Annotated in this window: 21 protein-coding genes; 2 read left to right on the plus strand and 19 right to left on the minus strand. The window is 58.6% G+C overall.

Features of this window, described 5'->3' with window-relative positions; genetic code table 11:
• Positions 1 to 5: 5 nt before the first annotated feature.
• Together ABD806_RS05190 and ABD806_RS05195 are read left to right on the plus strand one after the other, a co-directional pair.
• Positions 6 to 1,544 carry an AbgT family transporter gene (locus tag ABD806_RS05190; protein ID WP_344955401.1) on the plus strand — a complete coding sequence of 513 codons (1,539 nt, stop codon included), beginning with the start codon at positions 6 to 8 and terminating at the stop codon, positions 1,542 to 1,544.
• Between the two features lie 11 nt (positions 1,545 to 1,555).
• Positions 1,556 to 2,749: a M20 aminoacylase family protein gene (locus ABD806_RS05195; RefSeq protein WP_344955402.1), complete on the plus strand. Its 1,194-nt coding sequence runs from the start codon at positions 1,556 to 1,558 to the stop codon at positions 2,747 to 2,749.
• A 105-nt stretch (positions 2,750 to 2,854) separates the two neighbouring features.
• Here the strand turns inward: ABD806_RS05195 and ABD806_RS05200 are convergent, their stop codons facing one another.
• From ABD806_RS05200 to paaK, 19 genes are all read right to left on the minus strand, one after another.
• Positions 2,855 to 3,802 (minus strand): tetratricopeptide repeat protein, encoded by a 948-nt coding sequence (locus ABD806_RS05200; protein WP_344955404.1) that lies wholly within the window; start codon positions 3,800 to 3,802, stop codon positions 2,855 to 2,857.
• A 30-nt stretch (positions 3,803 to 3,832) separates the two neighbouring features.
• Positions 3,833 to 4,759 carry a type II secretion system F family protein gene (locus ABD806_RS05205; protein ID WP_344955406.1) on the minus strand — a complete coding sequence of 309 codons (927 nt, stop codon included), beginning with the start codon at positions 4,757 to 4,759 and terminating at the stop codon, positions 3,833 to 3,835.
• A gap of 13 nt (positions 4,760 to 4,772) precedes the next feature.
• On the minus strand, positions 4,773 to 5,747 hold the full coding sequence (locus ABD806_RS05210; RefSeq protein ID WP_344955408.1) for a type II secretion system F family protein: 975 nt from the start codon (positions 5,745 to 5,747) through the stop codon (positions 4,773 to 4,775).
• 8 nt (positions 5,748 to 5,755) lie between these two features.
• Positions 5,756 to 7,063, minus strand: coding sequence for a TadA family conjugal transfer-associated ATPase (locus ABD806_RS05215; protein ID WP_344955410.1), 1,308 nt, complete (start codon positions 7,061 to 7,063; stop codon positions 5,756 to 5,758).
• A 157-nt stretch (positions 7,064 to 7,220) separates the two neighbouring features.
• Positions 7,221 to 8,432 carry a CpaE/TadZ family protein gene (locus tag ABD806_RS05220; protein WP_344955412.1) on the minus strand — a complete coding sequence of 404 codons (1,212 nt, stop codon included), beginning with the start codon at positions 8,430 to 8,432 and terminating at the stop codon, positions 7,221 to 7,223.
• Positions 8,429 to 8,953 carry a TadE/TadG family type IV pilus assembly protein gene (locus ABD806_RS05225; protein WP_344955414.1) on the minus strand — a complete coding sequence of 175 codons (525 nt, stop codon included), beginning with the start codon at positions 8,951 to 8,953 and terminating at the stop codon, positions 8,429 to 8,431. Before ABD806_RS05225 ends, ABD806_RS05220 begins: the two co-directional genes overlap by 4 nt.
• Positions 8,953 to 9,426, minus strand: a complete 474-nt coding sequence (locus ABD806_RS05230) for a TadE/TadG family type IV pilus assembly protein (RefSeq protein WP_344955416.1) — start codon at positions 9,424 to 9,426, stop codon at positions 8,953 to 8,955. Before ABD806_RS05230 ends, ABD806_RS05225 begins: the two co-directional genes overlap by 1 nt.
• Positions 9,426 to 10,715, minus strand: a complete 1,290-nt coding sequence (locus tag ABD806_RS05235; RefSeq protein ID WP_344955418.1) for a pilus assembly protein TadG-related protein — start codon at positions 10,713 to 10,715, stop codon at positions 9,426 to 9,428. The genes ABD806_RS05230 and ABD806_RS05235 overlap by 1 nt, the downstream gene beginning before the upstream one ends.
• 19 nt (positions 10,716 to 10,734) lie before the next feature.
• Complete coding sequence (locus ABD806_RS05240; protein WP_344955420.1) at positions 10,735 to 11,004, minus strand: addiction module component; 270 nt, start codon at positions 11,002 to 11,004, stop codon at positions 10,735 to 10,737.
• A 9-nt stretch (positions 11,005 to 11,013) separates the two neighbouring features.
• Positions 11,014 to 12,429, minus strand: a complete 1,416-nt coding sequence (locus tag ABD806_RS05245; protein ID WP_344955422.1) for a type II and III secretion system protein family protein — start codon at positions 12,427 to 12,429, stop codon at positions 11,014 to 11,016.
• 16 nt (positions 12,430 to 12,445) lie between these two features.
• Entirely contained in the window at positions 12,446 to 13,231 is a 786-nt protein-coding gene (cpaB, locus tag ABD806_RS05250) for a Flp pilus assembly protein CpaB (protein ID WP_344955424.1), read from the minus strand.
• 79 nt (positions 13,232 to 13,310) lie between these two features.
• Complete coding sequence (locus ABD806_RS05255) at positions 13,311 to 14,546, minus strand: AAA family ATPase (protein ID WP_344955426.1); 1,236 nt, start codon at positions 14,544 to 14,546, stop codon at positions 13,311 to 13,313.
• A gap of 9 nt (positions 14,547 to 14,555) precedes the next feature.
• On the minus strand, positions 14,556 to 15,071 hold the full coding sequence (locus ABD806_RS05260; RefSeq protein ID WP_344955428.1) for an A24 family peptidase: 516 nt from the start codon (positions 15,069 to 15,071) through the stop codon (positions 14,556 to 14,558).
• Positions 15,072 to 15,128: 57 nt separating this feature from the next.
• Entirely contained in the window at positions 15,129 to 15,329 is a 201-nt protein-coding gene (locus ABD806_RS05265; protein WP_344955430.1) for a Flp family type IVb pilin, read from the minus strand.
• A 469-nt stretch (positions 15,330 to 15,798) separates the two neighbouring features.
• Complete coding sequence (locus ABD806_RS05270) at positions 15,799 to 15,987, minus strand: Flp family type IVb pilin (protein WP_344955432.1); 189 nt, start codon at positions 15,985 to 15,987, stop codon at positions 15,799 to 15,801.
• Positions 15,988 to 16,053: 66 nt separating this feature from the next.
• Positions 16,054 to 17,376 carry a L,D-transpeptidase family protein gene (locus ABD806_RS05275; protein WP_344955434.1) on the minus strand — a complete coding sequence of 441 codons (1,323 nt, stop codon included), beginning with the start codon at positions 17,374 to 17,376 and terminating at the stop codon, positions 16,054 to 16,056.
• 200 nt (positions 17,377 to 17,576) lie between these two features.
• The gene (locus tag ABD806_RS05280) at positions 17,577 to 18,173 is read right to left on the minus strand and encodes a gamma carbonic anhydrase family protein (protein WP_344955436.1); all 597 of its coding nucleotides are present in this window, start codon (positions 18,171 to 18,173) and stop codon (positions 17,577 to 17,579) included.
• Between the two features lie 91 nt (positions 18,174 to 18,264).
• Complete coding sequence (paaX, locus tag ABD806_RS05285; RefSeq protein WP_344955438.1) at positions 18,265 to 19,191, minus strand: phenylacetic acid degradation operon negative regulatory protein PaaX; 927 nt, start codon at positions 19,189 to 19,191, stop codon at positions 18,265 to 18,267.
• A gap of 144 nt (positions 19,192 to 19,335) precedes the next feature.
• Entirely contained in the window at positions 19,336 to 20,625 is a 1,290-nt protein-coding gene (gene paaK / locus ABD806_RS05290) for a phenylacetate--CoA ligase PaaK (protein WP_344955440.1), read from the minus strand.

A 20,625-nucleotide genomic window follows, 5' to 3' on the forward strand; every position in this document is an offset into this window, starting at 1 on the left:
ATAATATGCAAGCAGTCATGCCCAACACACGTCTGGCACGCACCCTGAACTGGGTGGAGCTGGCGGGTAGCAAACTACCCCACCCCTTCACCCTGTTTTTCTATCTGGTATTGCTCACCATCGGCTTGTCGGCACTCTTTGCCTGGCTTGATGTGTCCAGCCTGCATCCTATCAGCGGCCAGCAGATCCAGGTGCGTAGCCTGGTGTCCGGCGCAGGGCTGGAGTGGTTTGTCACCCATTTCACCGATAACATCACCCGTTTTGCCCCCTTTGGGCTGGTGATAGTGATGGCCATAGGTATCGGCTTTGCCGAGCAGGTGGGCTGTATCTTCGCCGCCCTGCGCCTGATGGTCACCCGGGTGCCCAAGGCGACCCTGGGCTATGCCATGGCCTTTACCGGCATCATGGGCAACATCGCCTCCGACGCCGCCTTTATCATCATTCCCCCCCTGGCAGCCCTGGTGTTCCTGGCCGCCGGCCGCCACCCGCTGGCCGGTTTTATCAGCGCCTTTACCGGTGCCGCCGGCGGCTTCTCCGCCAACCTGTTGATCGGCGGTAATGACGTCCTGCTGGCGGGCATCACCAACGAAGCCCTGCTCAGCGTATCGGATCAGTTGCAGGTATCCCCCGTTTCCAACTGGTATTTCCTGATCGTCAGCGTGTTCCTGCTGACCCTGGCGGGCGGGCTGGTCACCGACTATCTGATCGAGCCCCGCCTGGGCCGCTACCAACAGGCACAGCAACAAGATGCCCTGGAGCCGCTGAGCGAGCGGGAACGCAAGGGCCTGCGTTATGTGCTGTACGCCAGCCTCGCCTTCTGGGGGCTGATTACCGCCCTGGTGGTGCCCGAAGCCTCACCGCTGCGCAACCCCGATACCGGCGGCCTGGTGCCCTCACCCTTTATGTCCGGGCTGGTGACCATCATCTTCTTCTACTTTATCGTGATTGGTCTGGTCTACGGCTTCACCGTCGGCACCCTGGCGTCGGAAGCCGATATTCCGGTCATACTGAACAAAGCCACCCAGGTGGTGATCCCCTTTATCGTCCTGACCCTGGTGATCGCCCAGTTTATCTATATGTTCAACTGGACCAACCTGGGTGCCATCCTCGCCATCAAGGGCGCCGAGCTGCTCAAGCTGAGCGGTTTGAGCGCCTTCCCGCTGCTGGTTGCCCTTATCTTGCTGGTGGCGGTGCTGAACCTGTTCCTGGGGAGCGCCTCGGCCAAATGGTCCTTGCTGGCCCCGGTGCTGATCCCCATGTTCGCCTTTCTGGATATTTCCCCATCCGTGGTACAAATGGCCTATCGTATCGGCGACTCGGCGACCAATCCCATTTCGCCCCTGTTCCCTTATCTGCCGATCATGCTGTCCTTCATTGCCAAATATAAGGAGGACGCCCATGTCGGCACCCTGTTCGCCATGGCCCTGCCCTATTCCATCGCCTTCCTGCTGCTGTGGATAGCCCAACTCGGGCTGTGGATGCTGCTGGATCTGCCGCTGGGACCGGATGCCGCTTCTTTCTCTATTTCCCTATTCCAAAAATAAAGGAGTACACCATGCAGCTGTACCAGGACATCTGTCAGGAGCTGGACACCTTTACCGCCCTGCGCCGCCATCTGCACCAGCACCCCGAACTGGGGTTCGAAGAACGAGCCACCGCCGCCCTGGTGGCGGACCAACTGCGGAAATACGGTGTGGAGGAAATACACACCGGCATAGGCGGCACCGGCGTGGTCGGTATGATTCAGGGCAAACCGGGGACGGGACGGATTGGCCTGCGGGCCGATATGGATTGCCTGAGCATGACCGAAGCAAACACCTTCGCCCACGCCTCCTGCCACCAGGGCAGGATGCATGGCTGTGGCCATGACGGCCATACCACCATCCTGCTGGCGACCGCCAAGTACCTGAGTGAACACCGTGATTTTCACGGCCAGGTTGTGCTGATCTTCCAGCCCGCCGAAGAGGGCCTGGGAGGCGCAAAGGCGATGATCGACGATGGGCTGTTCAGCCGCTTTCCCTGCCGGCGGGTGTATGCGCTGCATAATTTTCCGCGTATCCCCCAGGGCCATATCCACCTGTGCCCGGGTCCGATGATGGCCAGCTCCGACAACTTCCATATCCGCATCATTGGCCAGGGCGGCCACGGCGCCATGCCCCACCTGGCCAATGATCCCGTGGTGATCGCCGCCAACCTGATTTTATCGCTGCAAACCATCGTCAGCCGCAATATCGATCCCATACAGCCCGCCGTGGTGTCCTGCACCATGATGGAGGCCGGCGAGGCCACCAATGTGATCCCCGACTCGGCCACCCTGCAGGGCACCCTGCGCGCCTTCAGCGCCGAAAACCGGGCCTTTGTCAAAGAACGGATCCAGACCCTGGCCAGCCATATCGCCGCCGGTTTCGGCGCCCGGGCCGAGGTCGCCTTCAACCCGGGTAAAAAAATCGGCTACCCGCCCCTGGTCAATGATCGGGAAGCAACCGACATCGCCCTGCAAGCGGCGCAAGAGATCCTAGGAGCGGACAGGGTGCTGGCCAAGGCAGCGCCCGTACCCGGCAGCGAAGACTTCAGCTATATCGCCGAGGCCGTACCCAGCTGTTATGTACTGCTGGGCAACGACCGGGACCACGACAGCCCCCATAACAAGGTGTTCTTGCATCACCCCCAATACGACTTCAACGACGCCATTATCCCGGTGGGAGCCAGCTATTTCGTCAAGCTGGTGGAACTGGAGCTGGGCCGGTAAGGTCCGTTATCGTCGGCGCGGGTCGGCCCTTGGGCCGACCTTATCCGATAAGCAATGGATGATATCTGCCGCCGGCATATCGGCCCCCGGCCCGACAATACGAGTCTACCGACGGCTGATGGCCGACATGGTTTTGGCCTGCTCCAGGTTCTCCACCGCCCTGGGGTAATAGGAAGGCGAGGCATCTATGGCTCGCTGGAACAGGCCGCTGGCCAGACTGTATTCCCCCTCCATCAGGGCGATATAGCCCAGATCATTGAGCGCTTCGGCCTGGGTCATGATCTTGCGCATCGCCTGCAAGGCCTCCTGCTGACGCCCCCATCTGAAGTACAGCAAGCCCAGGTTGCTCCAGGCCCGCTGATAATCGGGCTGCTGATTCACCGCCCGGGTAAAGGCACGCTCCGCCTTGGGATATTCGCCGTCGAGGTAATAGGAAAAGCCCAGGTTGCTATAAACCGTGGCCGAACCGGGCGCTATGGCCAGGGCGCATTGATAGTATTGCCGGGCTTCGCGGCCCCTCTCTATGATGTCGGCCAGCAGGCCCAGGGCGTTGTAGCTGCGCCATGGCGACCGGGCATCGGCCACACAATGGGCAGGATCGACGGCTTCGGCTTGGCCCAGCCGGAGCCGGTCCGCCGCCACTATCTCGTGAAAGAGCTGTTCCGCCTCGTCATGGCGTTTCATATCCACCAGCAGCAGCCCCAGTGCCTCACGCACATCACCACGTTCCGGGTTGTGGCTCAGGGCCTGACGATAAGCCTGCTCGGCCTTGCCGTTGTTGTTACGCTGCCGCTCCAGGCCGGCAATGCTCAGGTAAACATCGCTCTTGTCAAACTCGGCGAAGGCCAGCGCCTGGTTAAAGGCATAGATGATGGAATCCGGGTTACCCGAGGTCTGGGCCTGGGAAATCAGCATCCGCGCCTCACCGGCATTGGTCGGGCGGATGATCCCTGCCCCCGGGGTCTTGCCGGTGGTCATGCCGTCGTCCTGCGAGGTGCCGGCGGCACAACCGGTCAACAGCAATATCGTCAGCGCAATGGTTGTTTTTTTCATTGTCGATCCTTAAGCCAGCCTTGGCTGTGGTTAACCCCCGAACACCCTGAACACCTTGATCAGTGCCGGCCCGATCGCCACGATAAAGAAGGACGGCCAGATCAAGGTGACCAGGGGGAAAATCAACTTGGTGCCGATCTTGGCGGCCAGTTCTTCCGCCTCCTGCTTGCGCTTGATGCGATATTCATCGGCAAACACCCTTAATGTCTCGGCAATGCTGGTGCCCAGCTGAATACTCTGGTTGATGGCCACGTTCAGGCTGCGGAAATCCTCCAGGCCGGTGCGCAGGATAAATTCCTCGAAGGCCTGCTGCATGCTCAGGCCCGCCCTGAGCTTGGCAGAAATCAGGGTCAACTCGTGAGACAGTTCATCATGACTCAGGTTGATTTCCTGGGACACCCGCTGCAACGCCGCCTTGAAGCCCATGCCGGCCTCGGTACAAACCACCAGCAGGTCCAGTGCGTCCGGCATGGCCATCTTCATTTTATTCATGCGGTTATTGGCCAACCGCTCGACCACGAACACCGGTAACACGTAGGCTACATAGCCGCACGCCATCATGATAAACAGCACGAATTTAAATGGCAGGGTCGTCAAGCGGGTCAGCAATAAGAAACACCCGACCAGGGCCGCGATGATCACCAACAAACGGAGCCCGACAAAAACATGGTAGGCGGATTCCTTCTGGAACCCCGCATGCACCAGCAAGGTCCGGATACGGTGACCGCTGAGCGCCCCCTGGTTATTGTTCCTGGCCACCACCAGCCTCTGCTCCAGGGTGTGCTGGCTGGCCTCGGCTTCCTGTATGCCTTTAAGCTGTTTGCGATAGGGATTATTCACGCCCCCGGCCACCAGGGCCAGCCCCCAGAACAGGGTGATGGCCGACAGCCCCACCACCCCTACCAGCAGCCACTGCCGTATCTGCGGGTCGGTAAGGCTTGCCTCTAACATCTCCATCAAGCTGTCCATATCACACCTCTATCTTGATGATTTTACTGATCCACCAGGTTCCCAGCACCATGCCTACGGCCCCGTAAATCAGCAGCTGCTGCCCTTCCTCGGTACCAAACAGCTCGGCCACATAGCTGGGCGTGGTCAGATAAATCAGGGCAAACAGGGCAAAGGGCGTCAGTACCAGAACCCAGGCGGACATGCGTCCTTCCGCCGACAGTGTCCTGAGCTGGCGATTGAACCTGAAACGTTCACGGATGATGCGCGACAGCTTGTCGATATTCTCCACCAGGTTACCGCCGGTTTCCCGCTGCACCTGCACGGCGCTGATCAGCGCCATATTGGAGATGCTGGGCACCCGTTCCAGCAGGCTGGTCATCGCCTTGCGGATATCCTTGCGATAGTTGATATCCGCAAACACCAGAGCGAATTCCCGGCCGATGGGGTTGGGCATCTGCTCGCTGATAAGCTTGATGGTATCGGCGAAGGAATAGCCCGCCTGCAGGCCCCGCTTCATCACATCCAGCGCCTCGGGCAGCTGTTGCTCGTACAGGGAAAGTCGCTGGTAATAATTACGCCTGAGCTTGATCTGGGTGGCAATGCTGGGTAGCAACAACAAGATCAGGCTGAGTACCCAGTTATGCCATAGCAGCCAGCAGCCCAGGCTCAGCACCAGGGTGCTCAGGCCGACCAACAACACTAGCTGGTGGGCATAGAGCCTGGAGCCTGCCAGCTCGAGGGAGAAGGCCACCCGCTCCATCATGGGCAGGGTTTCCAACTGCCGCATCAGCGGCGACAGTGCATCCAGCTTCTTGGTGCGAAAGATGGACGCCTGTCCCTGCTCCCGGTTTTCGTCCGCCAGGGCCTTGACCCGTCGCTTGAGCAGGGCGGTGCGGTTCAACCGGGGATGGGTGACCGGCACGAACAGCGCCAGGCTGAGGGTCACCGCCGCCAGCCCCACCAGGGCGAGAAAAATCAGGGTATCGATGGCCATATGACCTCCTAGAGTATCCCTCGGTGCACGTCATCGCCGCCGAACAGGCTGCGGGGCAGCACCATGCCGCGCCGCGCCAGGCGGTCATAGAAGTTGGGCATGACCCCGGTGGGCCGGTGCCGGCCGAGTACATTTCCCTCGCCGTCGACACCGGTGCGCTCGAAGGTGAAGATCTCCGACATGGTGATGGTCTCGCCTTCCATGCCGTGCACCTCCTGCATGCTCACCAGCCGCCGGCGACCATCCTCCTGGCGCTCCAGCTGGATGATCAAATCCAGCGCCGAGGCCACCTGGGCACGGATATTTTTGATCGGCATATCGAAACCGGTCATGGCCACCATATTCTCCAGCCGGCCCAGGGCATCCCGGGGGGTATTGGCATGAATGGTGGTCAGCGAACCTTCGTGGCCGGTATTCATGGCGGTGAGCATATCGAAGGCCTCGGCGCCCCTGACCTCCCCAATCACGATGCGATCGGGCCGCATCCGCAGGGTGTTTTTCACCAGATCCCGCTGGCTGACCTCTCCCTTGCCCTCTATGTTGGCGGGCCGGCTTTCCAGCTGCACCACATGGGGCTGTTGCAGCTGCAGCTCGGCGGAGTCTTCTATGGTAATGATGCGCTGGTTGGCGGGAATGAAGCCCGACAATATGTTCAGGAAGGTGGTCTTACCCGTGCCGGTGCCGCCGGAGATCAGGATATTCAGCTTGCCCTTTACCACCGCCTCCATCACCTCGGCAACGGCGGGGGTGATGGTGCCGAAGTCGATCAGGGTGTCGATGGCCAGCTTTTCCACGGTAAAACGACGGATGGAGACGGTCGGTCCGTTGAGCGCCAGCGGCGGGATAATGGCATTGACCCGGGAGCCGTCCTTCAGGCGGGCATCCACCATGGGAGACCGTTCATCGATGCGCCGGCCCACGCTGGATACGATCCGCTCTATAGTCCCCATCAGGTGCACATCGTCCCTGAAAGTCAGCGGCACCTTCTCTATCCGTCCCCGTCGCTCGATATAAATATTGTTGCAGCCGTTGACCATGATATCGGCCACGGTGGGATCGGCCAGCAGGGGCTCCAGGGGTCCATGACCCAGCACTTCATCCAGGATCTGCCGGATGATTTTTTGCCGCGAATCCAGCGACAGCGGCGTCGGCGAGTCCTGCATCAACTGCAGGCACAGGCGCTCTATCTGCTCACTGGCCTGGGCGCTGGATACGGTCTGCAACATGGGCAGGTCCAGCATATCCATCAGCTTGTTGTGTAGCCGCTGTTTGTGCGCCTCTTCATCTTGACTGAGTATGTAGTCTTCCAGGTTCATCCTTGACCCCCTTGGTGATGGTATATGTCCATCACGGTAATTAATAGCGCAGTCCATACTCTTTATCGTCGGGCCGAGGCCCGACCTACGCAATGGACATATCCTCAAATTCGTAATATGCCGTAGGTCGTGCCCTTGGCCCGACATATGCCCTTCATCAATGCCTGCCCAGCAGCCGCTTGAATAACCCGGGCTTATGTCCTTGTGGTGCCCCCGGCTTGGTAAGTAGGCTGGTGGTAATGCTCTCAAACATCGCCACCAGCTTGTGATTGCTCTTGACCTCCACCACCAGCTGACCCAGATCGGTACAGGTCTCGGCCAGGGCGAAATCATTGGCAAGCGTCTGTATTTGTTTTATTTCGGTGGCTTTTTCAATTTCTTTCAGGGAAACATCCTTTTTCTTGTCGTAGCGGTTCACCAGTAAAATAATCTTGTTCTTACTGATACCCAGCTCTTGCTTGAGTTGCCTGAGCAGATAGATTGTCTCCCGCAGGCCCGATAGGCTTTGCTGCATCACCACCAGCACATGATCGGCACTTTCCAGCATCGGCAGGTTCCAGCTTTCCGGTCCGCGGGACATATCCACCAACACCTGGCTGTATTGGCTACGCACCAGATGGAGCAGTTGGGCACATTGCCTGGCGGATACCGGCCTTTCTTCACTCAAAGACACGGAGCTCGAAGGCAGCAGATCCAGCTGTTCCCGCGCCTGGCTGACCATGCCCGCCAATGCCATGCTGTCCAGCTCAGTCGCCCGCGCCATGGCGTCCGCCAGGCTGCCCTGTTTTTCCTTGATATTGAGGTAATCGGTTAACGAGCCATATTGCAAATTGGCATCCAGCAGCGCCACCTTGTGTTTCTTGCTTAGGGCATGGCCCAGGTTGGCACAGATAAAACTGGCTCCCGAACCAGACTTGCCGTTGACCACCACGGTCACCGGCGCCAGCTCGGCGCTGGCATTCAGTTGCGTGGCAATCCGGCCCAGGGCCGACCACAGCTCACTCGGATCGCAGTCATGGGGTAAGAAGTCCACCGCCCCCATGCGCATGGCCCGCCGCACCAACTGGGTGTTCTTGGCGTCTCCCACAAAAATCAGCGGACGCTTGCTCGGTGCCTTGCGCTCCAGTTCTTCATACACAGGCGCCATCAGCGGGTTATCCACCAACAAAAGAACATGACGCTCATTCTTGGGCAGGGACTCCTGCTCGCTGAGCCGCTTAAGCTGCAACTGGCTGGAGTGGAGCCGTACCTTGAGCAGCGGCCAGAGCCGGCCCTCCGGATCGATCACATCCAGCTGCAAGGGGCAGGACAGTACCGGGGCCGGGTGTGCGGTTTCTCTTTCCAGTTCTACTATTTTGGCGTCTGTCATAGGCTTACCCCTCCGGTATCGTCGCAAATCGCATCCCCTTGTCGGGTCTGACCCAGGCTTTCGGCCCTCAAGGTAGAGGAGAAGTCAGGAGCCAGCATGGACAAGTCGATGGTCAGCGGCAAAATCATCTGATATTGATAATTGACTATCTGGCTGCGCACATAGCGGATATTGTCGAAATCGGTACCGGCCGGATCAGCAAGCGTGCTGGCGGTTTGGTCCAGATAGGCGAAAGCCAGGTTGGTCGGCACAAAGCCCGGCATGCTACCCGCCAACTGATTGACTACCGCGCTCGCCACAGTACCATCCTGCACTTCCTGCACCCGGCATACGGTCGCCAATCGGGCTGCCCGACGCGAAACCTCATTCAATAGGCCCCAGGTATACATAAGGCGGCCCACTTCCATCACCGCGAACAACACCAGAAATACCACAGCGCCGACGATGGCAAACTCCACAGTGGTGGTGCCCTGTTGTCGATGGGTATTGTAGCCCGCCCAGCTGCGGGAACATTTTTTCATTACAATTCCCTCACTGTAATACTGGTTCTTAAAGGAAAACTCAGAGACAGGGTGTTACCAAAGAAGGTATTAAAGGTAGTCCCCAATACTGGCTGCCAATCGTAATTCACACTCACCTGGTAATAGAAGTCGCCACTGCCAACAGGTGTTTCATCATAGGAGAAGCTGATATCGTCGGCGGCCAACCCCGGCAGTACGGGATCACTGCCGCCGGTTTCTACCCCGTAGAGGATCAAGCTTTTAATTTTGTCTTCCCGCGCCCCACGGGCTGCAATATCCGCATAGTTGTCAGAGTCCAGTACTATATGGGAGCCGGCCCTGACGGCCTTGGTCAGGGTATTATATTGATACAATAAGCGACCAAACTCGCCGATGGCCAGCAGCAGCAGCAGCAGCACGGGTAACACTACCGTTGCCTCTACTGCGGCCAGCCCTTGCTGGCGCCGGGGTAATTTAAAATGATATCTGTTCATCAGGAGTCACCGTTATCAGAGTCCTTATACAAAACCAGCTTATCGGTGTTACTGTTACCCGGTGTAGTTCCCCCTAAACCACAATTAGCTATCTTTTCGGCCACGATATATTGGCTGTTACCTTTGCCGGTGACCTTCTGGTTTAAAAACATGCAGGCGACCCCTACCACGGGAATTTCACAGCGACCATTGCAGCCCGGGGTGCAATTACCGATCGGCACCTTAACGATGCGTCTGTTATCGACACAATTGCTTGGTTGGGCGGGATTCACATTCTGGCCGTTATAATATTCCGGATAACTCTGCAAATGAGCCAGCTTGACCTGGTCAGTCAAGGTTACGTTGCCGGCGCTAGCAACATCATAGCCAAAGTCAATATCATCAAAGGTCAGGGCACTCGGGGCCGGCTGCGAGCAGTCGGGATAAAACGCCTCTGAGCCACCGTATGTCGGCGGATCGCTGGGGGCGGAAAGGGGAGATTTGAACTCATTGAAACGGGTGTTCAGGCCCAGCGCGGGTCCAATCATATTGCCCGGCTCTGTGGTTGCGTCCTGGCCTACAACGACAACGGATTTATCCGTTAAGTCCCCGGCCAGGGCATTACGGAACACGTTGGCGCCCGTGCCTTCGAGTGCCAGCCCCAGGAAGTTGCCGCCGCCTACCGGTGCCTTTTTATGATGATTGGTTTTAATCACAATCACATCCCCCTGAGCATCCGGGGTGGATGGATTGAAACCAAAGTTATCCTGGTCATCCAGATCCTTGGCGCACATTAACAACGGAATAACCCTGTTATCTTCCGCCGATGTCCCACTTAAAGGCCCGGCCACCGCCGATGATCCCACCTGCCAGGTATCCACCAGCAACTGGGAAAAAAACTGGGTGACGGGCACGGTATTGAGCCTGACCCGGATAAACCTGGCCGCTTCATCGGTAGTAGGGATAAAGGGCACCACTTCTTCGGAGAACTCCACCGTCACCGCCGCAGCCAAATTGCTGGTGTCGATATTGACCTGGCTGAAACCGTCACCGGTAAATACCGCCTGCAGGGTATCGTACACCGCCGTCCTGGCATCATCATGGCTGTTGCCCTGGGCTGCAGTCCCGGACAGGGTCTTGGCGCCGCTTAGCGCCGCCGAGTCCACCGCGTCCTGAACCCGGGTCTTATTCAGCACCAGATAGCCGCCGTCCAGCGCCAGGGCGGTAAAGGCCAGCAATACAAAGAGCGCTACCGTCACCAGGACGAGCACGGCGCCGCTTTGCCTTGGGTGAGATAGCGTCCTGTTCATGCTCCACTCCTACTCATGTTTAATTGCCAAAATTAAGGGTGACCTGGGTCTTGCCCTCGGCCGGCGCCTCGGCTCCCTTCACGTATTTACCGTAGAGGGGCACCCCATAGTTACCGTTCAGGCTGAGGGCGGCCATCTTGCCGTCGTTACGCGCGGGGGCATCCGGATCCATGATCTGCAGCTCGTTCATTTCATCTATCGTCTCGCCCATGGCGAAGTCGTAGTGGCGCTCGTTGGCACAGCCCGCCAACAGGCCGGTGACAAGCAAAAGTATCGGTGCGCTTTTCATAGTCGCCTCCTATAAAGACTGGCCATAGGTTTGTTCCATACCACCGTCTCCGCTGACGGAGGGATTGGTGCCCGTATTGGCTGAAGATGGTTGTGCCATGTTCGAGTCTTCCTGTTCCCGGCTACGCTCGGACATACGCCCCAACAGGTAAAACTCCATGTCGGTCGGCTCGATAAAGCCGTCGGTGGGCAGGGTGACATGTTGCCTGTCGAAGGGCCGTACCAAACGCGGGGTAACCATAATCACCAGCTCGGTTTCTCCCTTGATATAGCTGCGACTGGTAAAGAGGTTGCCCAATACCGGAATATCGCCGGCGAAAGGCAGCTGGCTGACCGATTCGCGGGTGTTTTCACTGAGCAGGCCGGCGATACCTACGGTCTGGCCGTCACCCAGCTCGACCGTAGTGCTGGCACTGCGCTTGTTCAGGGCGGTGATATTGCCGAACACCGGAATTTCCGTAGTATTGGCGGTGGTGGGTTCACTGACATCCACGTTAAGATTCAAATTGATCTTGCCGCTGTTGAGTACCACGGGGGTGAACTTGAGCCCAACACCAAATTCCTTGAACTCCACCGCTATGCCGTCTTCGTTAGGTACGGGTACCGGGAACTCGCCACCGGACAGGAATTCCGCCGACTGACCGCTGATGGCGGTGATCCTGGGTTCGGCCAGCACCCGGGCCAGACCGCGGGTCTTGGCCAAATCCAACGCCACCGAGAACAGGGTATCCGCCGTTTGCAGTGTGCCGACCAGGGTATTGGTGCCGAATTCGGCAAGCGCAGGCACGCTGTCGCGCAGCAGATCGAAGCTCCAATTGCCGGAAGGCTCGCTGAGGGCAAAGGCGGAATCCCAGTTGCGGGCGGTGTCCCGTGCCACCTCGGCGACCGTTACCTCCAGCATCACCTGCTGGCCGCCGCCGACGCTCATCATGTTAAGCACCTCGGAGCGGGCCACGCCCCCCTCGGCGGCGACCACGTAGCCCCGCGCCAGTTCATAGGCGGAATTAAGCTTGTCGAGATCCGACACCTCGCCGCTGACAACCAGCTGGCCCTGGGAGGTATGGACCTGGATCGGCTCCGTAGGCAGGAAACGGTAGAGCCGTTCCTTCAGCCCCTGCAGATCATGGCTGACCTCGATATCCATCACATCCATCAGCTGGTCGTTCAGATCCCAGACCATCAGGTTGGTATGGCCCAGCGACTTGCCGACCAGATACAGCTCCTTGTCCTGCAACACCAGCACATCGGCGATGGTCGGGTCGGCGACCGATACCCGGCTGGCGGGCCGATCGAGCATAAGGGAACGGGACTTGTGGATGGGCAGGAACACCTCGTTGCCCGGCTGTTGCAGGCTGCCGCCCGCCTGGCCGGCCAGCGGCACGGCCAGCAACATCAGTCCCAGCAATCCTGAGCGCAGATTTTTCATAATCACCTCCGTGTGATTAGCTTTTTATTGGTACTTGTTGTTGGCTGGTGCCCTTGATTAAATCCACCGTGGATTGACGCGGCCTGGCCCTGGGTTTGGGTGAGGATTCCGCCTCTGGGCTGGTGGCGACGGCCACCGTCGCCGGCACCGCCTGATCCAGGGTATCGGCCGGGTTGCGCAGGGCCAGCTGGATGCGACCGTTGGAGCTGGCGTTGACCAGTTTCTCGGCCTGCTCGGGGTCGACTTCCAGGGTGACCGCACGCACCAGCTTGGGCCGGTTTTCATCGGTGTGCTGGGTCTGATCCACCGCCAGCACCTTGAGGTTCTTCAGCACCGTCTGGGTCATGCTGTTATCGGTGAACAGAATATCCACCCGGTTGCCCGGCAGCAGGAAACCCGCCACCCCGATCACATCATTGACCCGCACCGTGACCGCGCGCATGCCCGGATCCAACAGTACCGACAGGGTGCTGCCCTCACCCAGGGGCGCCAGCCGTTCCATACGCAGCACATCGCCACGATAGAGGTTATTTTTGGCCACCATGCCCTTGGCCTGCTCCAGACTGGTCAGGGAGCCGGGAGATACCAGGCGGGTGTCTATTTCCTTAAGCTGAAGATGCAGAGGGTCGATTTGGGTGCCGGGCACCAGATCCACCGCCGCCACCACCACCTGGGTGGAGCCGGAGGGGATGGTGGCGACCTTGGCCGTACTTTGCTGGGTCAGCCAGTTGTTGGCCATCCAGGCGGCGCCCAGGCCAAAGACTATTGACAACGCAAAGAGTAACAGGGTACGTGTTTTCATAACCTAATCCTTGGTTTGATTGTTATTGTTAATCCGTTACTGTTAATTCGTTATGATCAATCCTGTCGCATGAGTATAGTCAGTGTACGCAATACATGTTCCAGGCCTGAGATAAAACCCCCCGGGTCAAAGGCCGGTTGGCCTGATTATTAAAGTGCATGATATCGCGGGCGATACCCAATATATCCCTGGGATAGCAGGCGATCAGTGGTTTGCCGCTCTTCATGTGCAGCTCCTCGACCATAAATTCAAATAACTGCTCGGCGTCTATCAGATGATATTTTTCCAGGTTGATATTCCACACCTTCCGATACAATTCCACGGGCATGGCCTGCAGATGAATTTTATAACCCAGACGGCGTAAGAAGGCCTCGTCCGCTATGGTTTCCGGATCCAGGTTGGTGGAAAACACCAATATCTGTTCGAAGGGAATATCGAAATGCAGGCCATTGGCGAGGGATAAAAAATCCCGTCGTTCTTCCATCGGCACTATCCAGCGATTAAACAATTCATCGGCGGAAAACGCCTGACGCCCCAGGTCGTCGATCAGCAGGACACCGTTATTGGCCTTTAATTGCAAGGGTGCGCCGTATTGGCGCGATTGCCGGTCGAAACGCACTTCCAGCATATCCAGCCGTAATTCACCACCGGCCATGACCAGGGGTCGGCGACAGGCAATATAGCGTCCGTCTATGTCCGGATCCCGGACCTCCGAGCGCCAGTGATACTGGGGATCGAAGACGGGTATTATGGTATTCTGCACCGCTATGGCATAAGGCACCTGGATGTTTTCTTCAAAGATATGATTGAGCCGGCGGCAAAGATAGGTCTTACCCGTGCCCGCATGACCATAGATCAACAGCGGCCGGCGGGAATTGAGCGCCGGGCCCAGGGTGCCGACCAACTCATCGGAAATCACCAGGTCATCCAGTGCCACCAGCAGCCGCTCTCGGGTGACGCTGCACTCCCCCAACGACTGGGCGGTCACCAGCCGGCGGTATTCCTCCAGGGTGATCGGCGCCGGCCCCAGATAGCCATCCCGGGCGGACAGCGCCTGGGCTTCAAACTGGCCCATATTGGTGAGCGCATAGCGGATGGCATCCTCCGCTCGCCCGGTGGCGAGCACCTCCAGCAGCTGCAGGGCTTTCAGCTCCTGCGCCAACGGCTCGACGATGCTGCCGCGCAGGCACAGCTTGTCGGTGAGGGAAGCCAGGCTCTGGGGGCCGTCTTCCTGGATGTGGCGTAAAATCAGCTTGAACAACAGCTCGCGGGACAGGCCGGTGTCGGCCAGGGTCTTGGGTTTGGGTAGCCACATGGGGTTCTCCTACACCAGGGTAAAGAGGTTGAAGTGATTGAGCACCACGGCAAGCCCGGCACCCAGGCTCAACGCCGGACCATAGGGCACCTTGAGCCCCGCCAGCTCGCCGTCCACCGGTGCCAGATACTGCTTGGTGCCCAAAATATAACCATAGCGCATAAAGCTTTGTTTGAAGCCCGTCCAACCTACTTTATAAAAAGCAAATATCAGCACCAGCGGCAGGCCGATCACCAGGCCATAGAGCAGGGCTTCCAAAAACAATTTCCAGCCGAGGAAGGCAGCGATGCCCAAGCCCAGTTTGACGTCGCCCCCGGCCAGCAATCGGAAGAAAAACAAGGGGAATAACAGCAGGAAGGCATAGACCAGACCGGTCAGGCTGAAGGCCAAGCCTTCTCCCAATAAAGCATGGTAGATCAGCGCCAACAGGATAAAGGGCAGGGTCAGCCAGTTGGGAATTTTATGGGTGCTCAGGTCCAGCCAGGAGGCGGCCAAGAGCAGGGAAAACAATGGTAGCTGTTCCATAGCGTCACCATGTTTAAGTTAATTATTAGGGCAGCTAAGCTGCCCTTTTATCCTGGCTTAGCTACAATTAGCCCCGCTAGCTAATCCAGTCGAAGCTGCTGTACACAATCGATCAATTTGACCATCAACGGCCGTACCTAATTGTGTAAAAGCTGTAACCACCGCCGCGGCCACCAAAGCACCGGCCACCGCATATTCTACCGTGGTCAGACCCTCTTCATCGTTCAGCAGGCGAACAATTTCTTTTAAAATCAACATAAAAATACCCTCGTTCCTTCTTGAATATTTTTAACCGGAATATTCCGATCGTTATTTAATTTTTTTTATACTACCGGGAAACCCCGAGATAGATAGCCTAAATCGACTACTAACTGATTTCATATATTCGGCTTACCTCCTGTCTGCTCGATTATATGGGCACCATGTTCCGGGATTCACCCGGATCCTAAATCATTTCCTGTTACACCATTAGGTATAACCACCAATCCGCGTTTAATCAAAGATAATCCCTTGTTTTATCAGTGCAACTTTTCGACAGATTAAGGCCTGAACAGGCCGGATTCATTCGAATTTATGTAACAAAAATAAGACAGCCCCCATAAAAACGGGCGGGTCACCAGATCCGCCCGTTTTTATTGAATATCCGGCTGTTCTTGTGGCCAGCCTAATCCTCTTGAAATATGCCGCCCCCTTTTATCGGCCCGAGGCCGAGCCTCCTACAGAGTATTTAAGAACAGGGGGTACCATCATTTTTCACCACTTGGCACATGGTATCCACCCGGCTGCCGACCCCCTCACCCAGGGCCACAAAGGCCCCCACCAGGGTCACCGTCACCAGGGCACCGGCAATGGCGTATTCCACAGTAGTCAGGCCGTCTTCATCGAGCAATAAACGCTTCAGTTCTGTGAATAACATATTGGTCGCTCCTTCCCTGTTGCGAACTCCAATAAGATATAACCCCTCTAGACCGACAGTTCAAAATCAAACATCGCCATTTTTTCGATAGATATCCGGCGAGAACACCAGCCGATCCTCGTCGTTGACCCAGGTGGTGAAATACACCAGATACACCGGCAGCTCCCCGCTGGCCGGCAGGATGCGGGTCTGCTGGTGTTCGGGCAGCCGCCAGCCCAGGCTTTCGGCCAGCCGCTCCGGCTCCGCCAGGCGGATGCAACCATGGCTGAGGGCCCGGCCAGCTTCACCGAACAGGGTTTTATCCGGGGTATCGTGCAGATACACGTCAAAGCGGTTGGGCATTTCAAACTTGAGCCGGCCCAGGGCATTGCCGGGCCCCGGCGCCTGCACCAGGCGCACACCGCTGCCCCGGCTCCAGTCCAACTCGGCCAGGCTCATCTTCACCCAGCTTCCGTCCTGGGACACCAGGGCGCTGAACCCATGGCGGGCCAGGTAACCGCTGTCCCGACGCTGGGCCGGCAACAGCTCTTCACGCACTATGTTGTCGGTAGGGGTCCAGTCGGGATTGACCTTGAGCGCCTTGATGTACGTGGCCAGCTCGGGGGTGGGCCAGTCCGGGCGGCCGACAATTACCTTCATGCTCAGATCCGGCTGCCGGCCGTGATAGAGGGTAAGCCGGTAGGCGGGGATATTGACCAGCACATAACGCTCGGTCGCAATGGGCGGCAACAACAGCCAGCGACGCAGGTTTTGCCTTATTTCATCGCGGGCCGCCGCCGGTGACCGATCCAAAACGGCCCGGGTCTCATTATTCAACCAGCCTTTGTCCTGCAGGCCATGGGCCCGTTGCACCCGAGTCAGCGCCTCGCTCAGGGGCCTGTCCAGCGCATCCGCCCTGCCCCTGGGCTCGGGCAGCCGGTAACCCAGCTCGGCCAGCCGCTGGCGCAGTGCGGGGATGGCCCTGTCCCGCTCGCCGGGGCGCACCTCGGGCCCTGGCGGCAACCGGGTATAAGACCGGGATCCGGCCAGGATATGGTAATGCCGTTTCAGCTTTTGATAGCCCGGATAATCAGGCACCTGCCGGGCCATATAATCGTCTAGCTTGCCGGCACTCCATGCACTCTCGAAGCCCGCCAGCCCCCACTCGGTAGACAGTGGCAGCTGGGAAAACCGCTGCCGCCGGTTCAGTATCTGCCGCCACTCCCGGGTAAGCCAGCGGTCTTTTTCCGCCACGCTCAGTGCCGCAAACGCCGATTCCTCGGGCAACAGCAACTGAGTCAGGGTCTGGCCGGCACGGTTGAGCTCGCCGTTATGATGCCACAGCATTTCACCTTGGGCCCGGACCGGCAGACAGAGCAGGCCAAGCAGTATGATTATCAGACGCAACATCATCTCCCCTCCCTGGGCATGGTGCTGGCCTAATTATGGTCGGGATTTGAAAAAATGCGGGGAGTTTGTTGATACCGGATAGCACATCACCGCCGGCGGCCGTTATTGTCGGGCATTGTCGTCGGGCCAAGGCCCGACCCACGGCGGTGGATGTACCCCAGATTCGTATTATGCCCGTAGGTCGCGCCCTTGGCCGACGTTCACGCCTTGTATTTCGGCATATAATCCGCGTCCTGGAACAGGCGCTTGCGGTCCGGTTCGACCATGGTGAGCGGGCTGACCAGGTGCATGCTGTCCAGGCAACGGCGGGTCAGGTCTATATAGGTCTGGGTACCCTGGCGTTTCCATTCGATTTCTTCGGCCCTGAGCTCACGCAGCACCTTGACGGGCGAGCCGGCCACCAGCACCCGGGGCGGGATCTGCATTTCGGCCTTGACGAAGGAATGGGCGGCAACGATGGCACCCTCGCCCACCAGGGCACCGTCCATCACCACCGCATTCATGCCGATCAGGGCATTTTCGCCCACCACGCAGCCGTGCAGTATGGCACCGTGACCCACATGGCCCCAAGGGCGCACCAGGGTGTCGGTTTCGGGGAAACCGTGCATCACGCAGTTGTCCTGGATATTGGCGTTGTGCTGGATATGGATGCGGCCGAAATCGCCCCGTAATGATGCCAGCGGGCCTATATAGCAGCCGCGCTCGATTATCACATCGCCGATCAGCACGGCGGTGGGATGCACATAAGCCCCCTCTTCCACCACGGGGCGGATACCGTCAATTTCATAGCATTGCATCTTATTACTCCATTTGTGGGAGCGGCGACCCCGCCGCGATAAATAGCAGCACGGCTCCATCGGCCCGAGGTCGAACCTCCTACAGGAGTGGCTAGCGTCTCAGGCCGCCAAAGCGCTGGTAAAAACCGGCATCGGCCGGTGGCAATGGCCCTTCCGCCGTGCGTCCTGTGCTCCAGATATACTCCTCCGCCGCCTGGTAGAGCATATTGTAGATATTGGCGCACAGGGTCTGGGCCGCCATTCCCGGCCAGCCCCTGGGCAACAGCGCCATCGGCAGGTGCGGGTCGCGCAGCTGCACCCGGCGGTAATGGTGGATAAGCAGGGTCCTGAGCTGAAATGCCTGGCCGGGATCCAGCTCCCGGCTGTCTTCCAGCAGGGGCAACAAGGGCCGGTACAGGGCCAGGAATTCCTCATAGCGCCGGCTGATGTCGTCCAGCGGCCAGTTGACGCTGACCATCCTGGGCAAGGGGGGCGGCGAGCCCAAGCCTAAATCCAGGGTACTGGCCTGAAAGATCACCACCTGTTCGCCCATATCCAGTTCACGCAGCAGCTGGCGCAGCTTGCCCTGATCCAGCCCCGGATAGGCCATCAGGTTGGGGGCGATGCTGGCACAACCCAGCCACTCCAGCTCTTTTTTCAACTGAGCCTTGGCTTCCAGTTCCAGCGAGCTGAGCAGCACCAGATCCCAGTGCCCATCCCAGGCTTTTTGCCCCATATCGTAGATGCGGGTTTCGGCCTGCTGAAAACGACGGACACTGCTTTCGGTCACCCGATAGAAACTCAGCCGGCCGATACGCTCCGAACTCAGCCATTCGCCTTTGGCCAGACGAAATACAGAGGTGCGCACGAAGCGTTCGTTAAAGCCAAAGCCGGACAGCATATCTATCAGGCTGGCCAGGCTGATGCAGCCGCCGCGATGGGCGATGGCGTCACCGAAAATGGTCATGATAAGCGAAGTGCCGCTGACGGTTTCGTAGTCGAGGGCCTGCTGGATAAGCGGGCTTAGTCGGGAGTCCATTGAATGTTGATTACCAAATTCGTGAGTTGTAGGCTTTGTCTATTTCGTCGGCCCAAGGCCGACGAAATACCCCATTAAACCCCGTTTAACTGACTTATATCAAACAAAAAGTGGCGCTTACGCCACTTTTGTGTATCAGTCCTGTCAGGCACTCTTGCGCAGATCCACCACCCGTACCGCCTTACCTTCGGAGCGGGGCAACTGGCCCTCGCCCACGATGTCTACCTGGGTGGAGATGCCGATCATCGCCTTGATGCGGTGCTTGAGCTGATAGGCCAGCGAATGCGGATCGGCACTGGCATGATCGTGACGCAGCTCCACCTTGACCCGCAGCGAGTCTAGGTGACCCTGACGGCTCACTTCCAGCTGGTAATGGGGGGTCAGCTGGGAGAACTTGAGCAGTTGCTCTTCCACCTGGGTCGGGAACACGTTAACGCCACGGATGATCAACATATCATCGCTGCGACCGGTGATCTTGTCCATGCGACGCATGGTACGTACCGAGCCCGGCAGCAGGCGTGTCAGATCCCGGGTGCGGTAACGGATCACCGGCATGCCTTCCTTGGTGATGGTGGTGAACACCAGTTCGCCCAGCTCGCCGTCGGCCTGCACCTCGCCGGTACTGGCGTCGACTATCTCGGGATAGAAGTGATCTTCCCAGATGGTGGTGCCATCCTTGCTCTCCAGGCACTCCATGGCCACCCCCGGCCCCATGACTTCAGACAGGCCGTAGATATCTAGGGCGTCGATGCCCAGGCGCTGTTCGATCTCGCCGCGCATGGCGTTGGTCCAGGGCTCGGCACCGAACACGCCCACCCGCAGGGAACACTTGCTGGCATCACCCATCTGCTTTTCCAGCTCGTCGATGATGTTCAGGCAGTAGGACGGGGTCACCATGATGCCGTCGGGCAGGAAATCCTGGATCAGCTGGGCCTGCTTCTCGGTCTGACCGCCGGACATGGGGATCACCGCCGCCCCCAGGCGCTCGGCACCGTAGTGGGCGCCCATGCCGCCGGTGAACAGACCGTAACCATAGGCCACATGGATCTTGTCCTTGTGGCTCAGGCCGGCGGCGCGCAGGGAGCGGGCCACCACATCGGCCCAGATGTCGATGTCCTGCTGGGTGTAGCCCACCACGGTCGGCTTGCCGGTGGTGCCGGACGAGGCATGCAGCCGCACTATCTTGTCCATGGGCACGGCGAACAGGCCGAAGGGATAGTTGTCGCGCAGATCCTGCTTGGTGGTGAACGGAAACCTGTTCAGATCCTCCAGGATCTTGCAGTCGGACGGATGTACCCCGGCCTCGTCAAACTTGCGCTTGTACATGGGCACGTTTTCATAGGCGTGGTACAGGGTCTTCTGCAGCCGTTCCAGTTGCAGCGAGCGCAGTTCGTCGATAGACGCGGTTTCGATATGATCCAGTTGAGTTGTCAT

This window comes from Zobellella aerophila, assembly GCF_039539325.1.
Lineage (GTDB): Bacteria > Pseudomonadota > Gammaproteobacteria > Enterobacterales > Aeromonadaceae > Oceanimonas > Oceanimonas aerophila.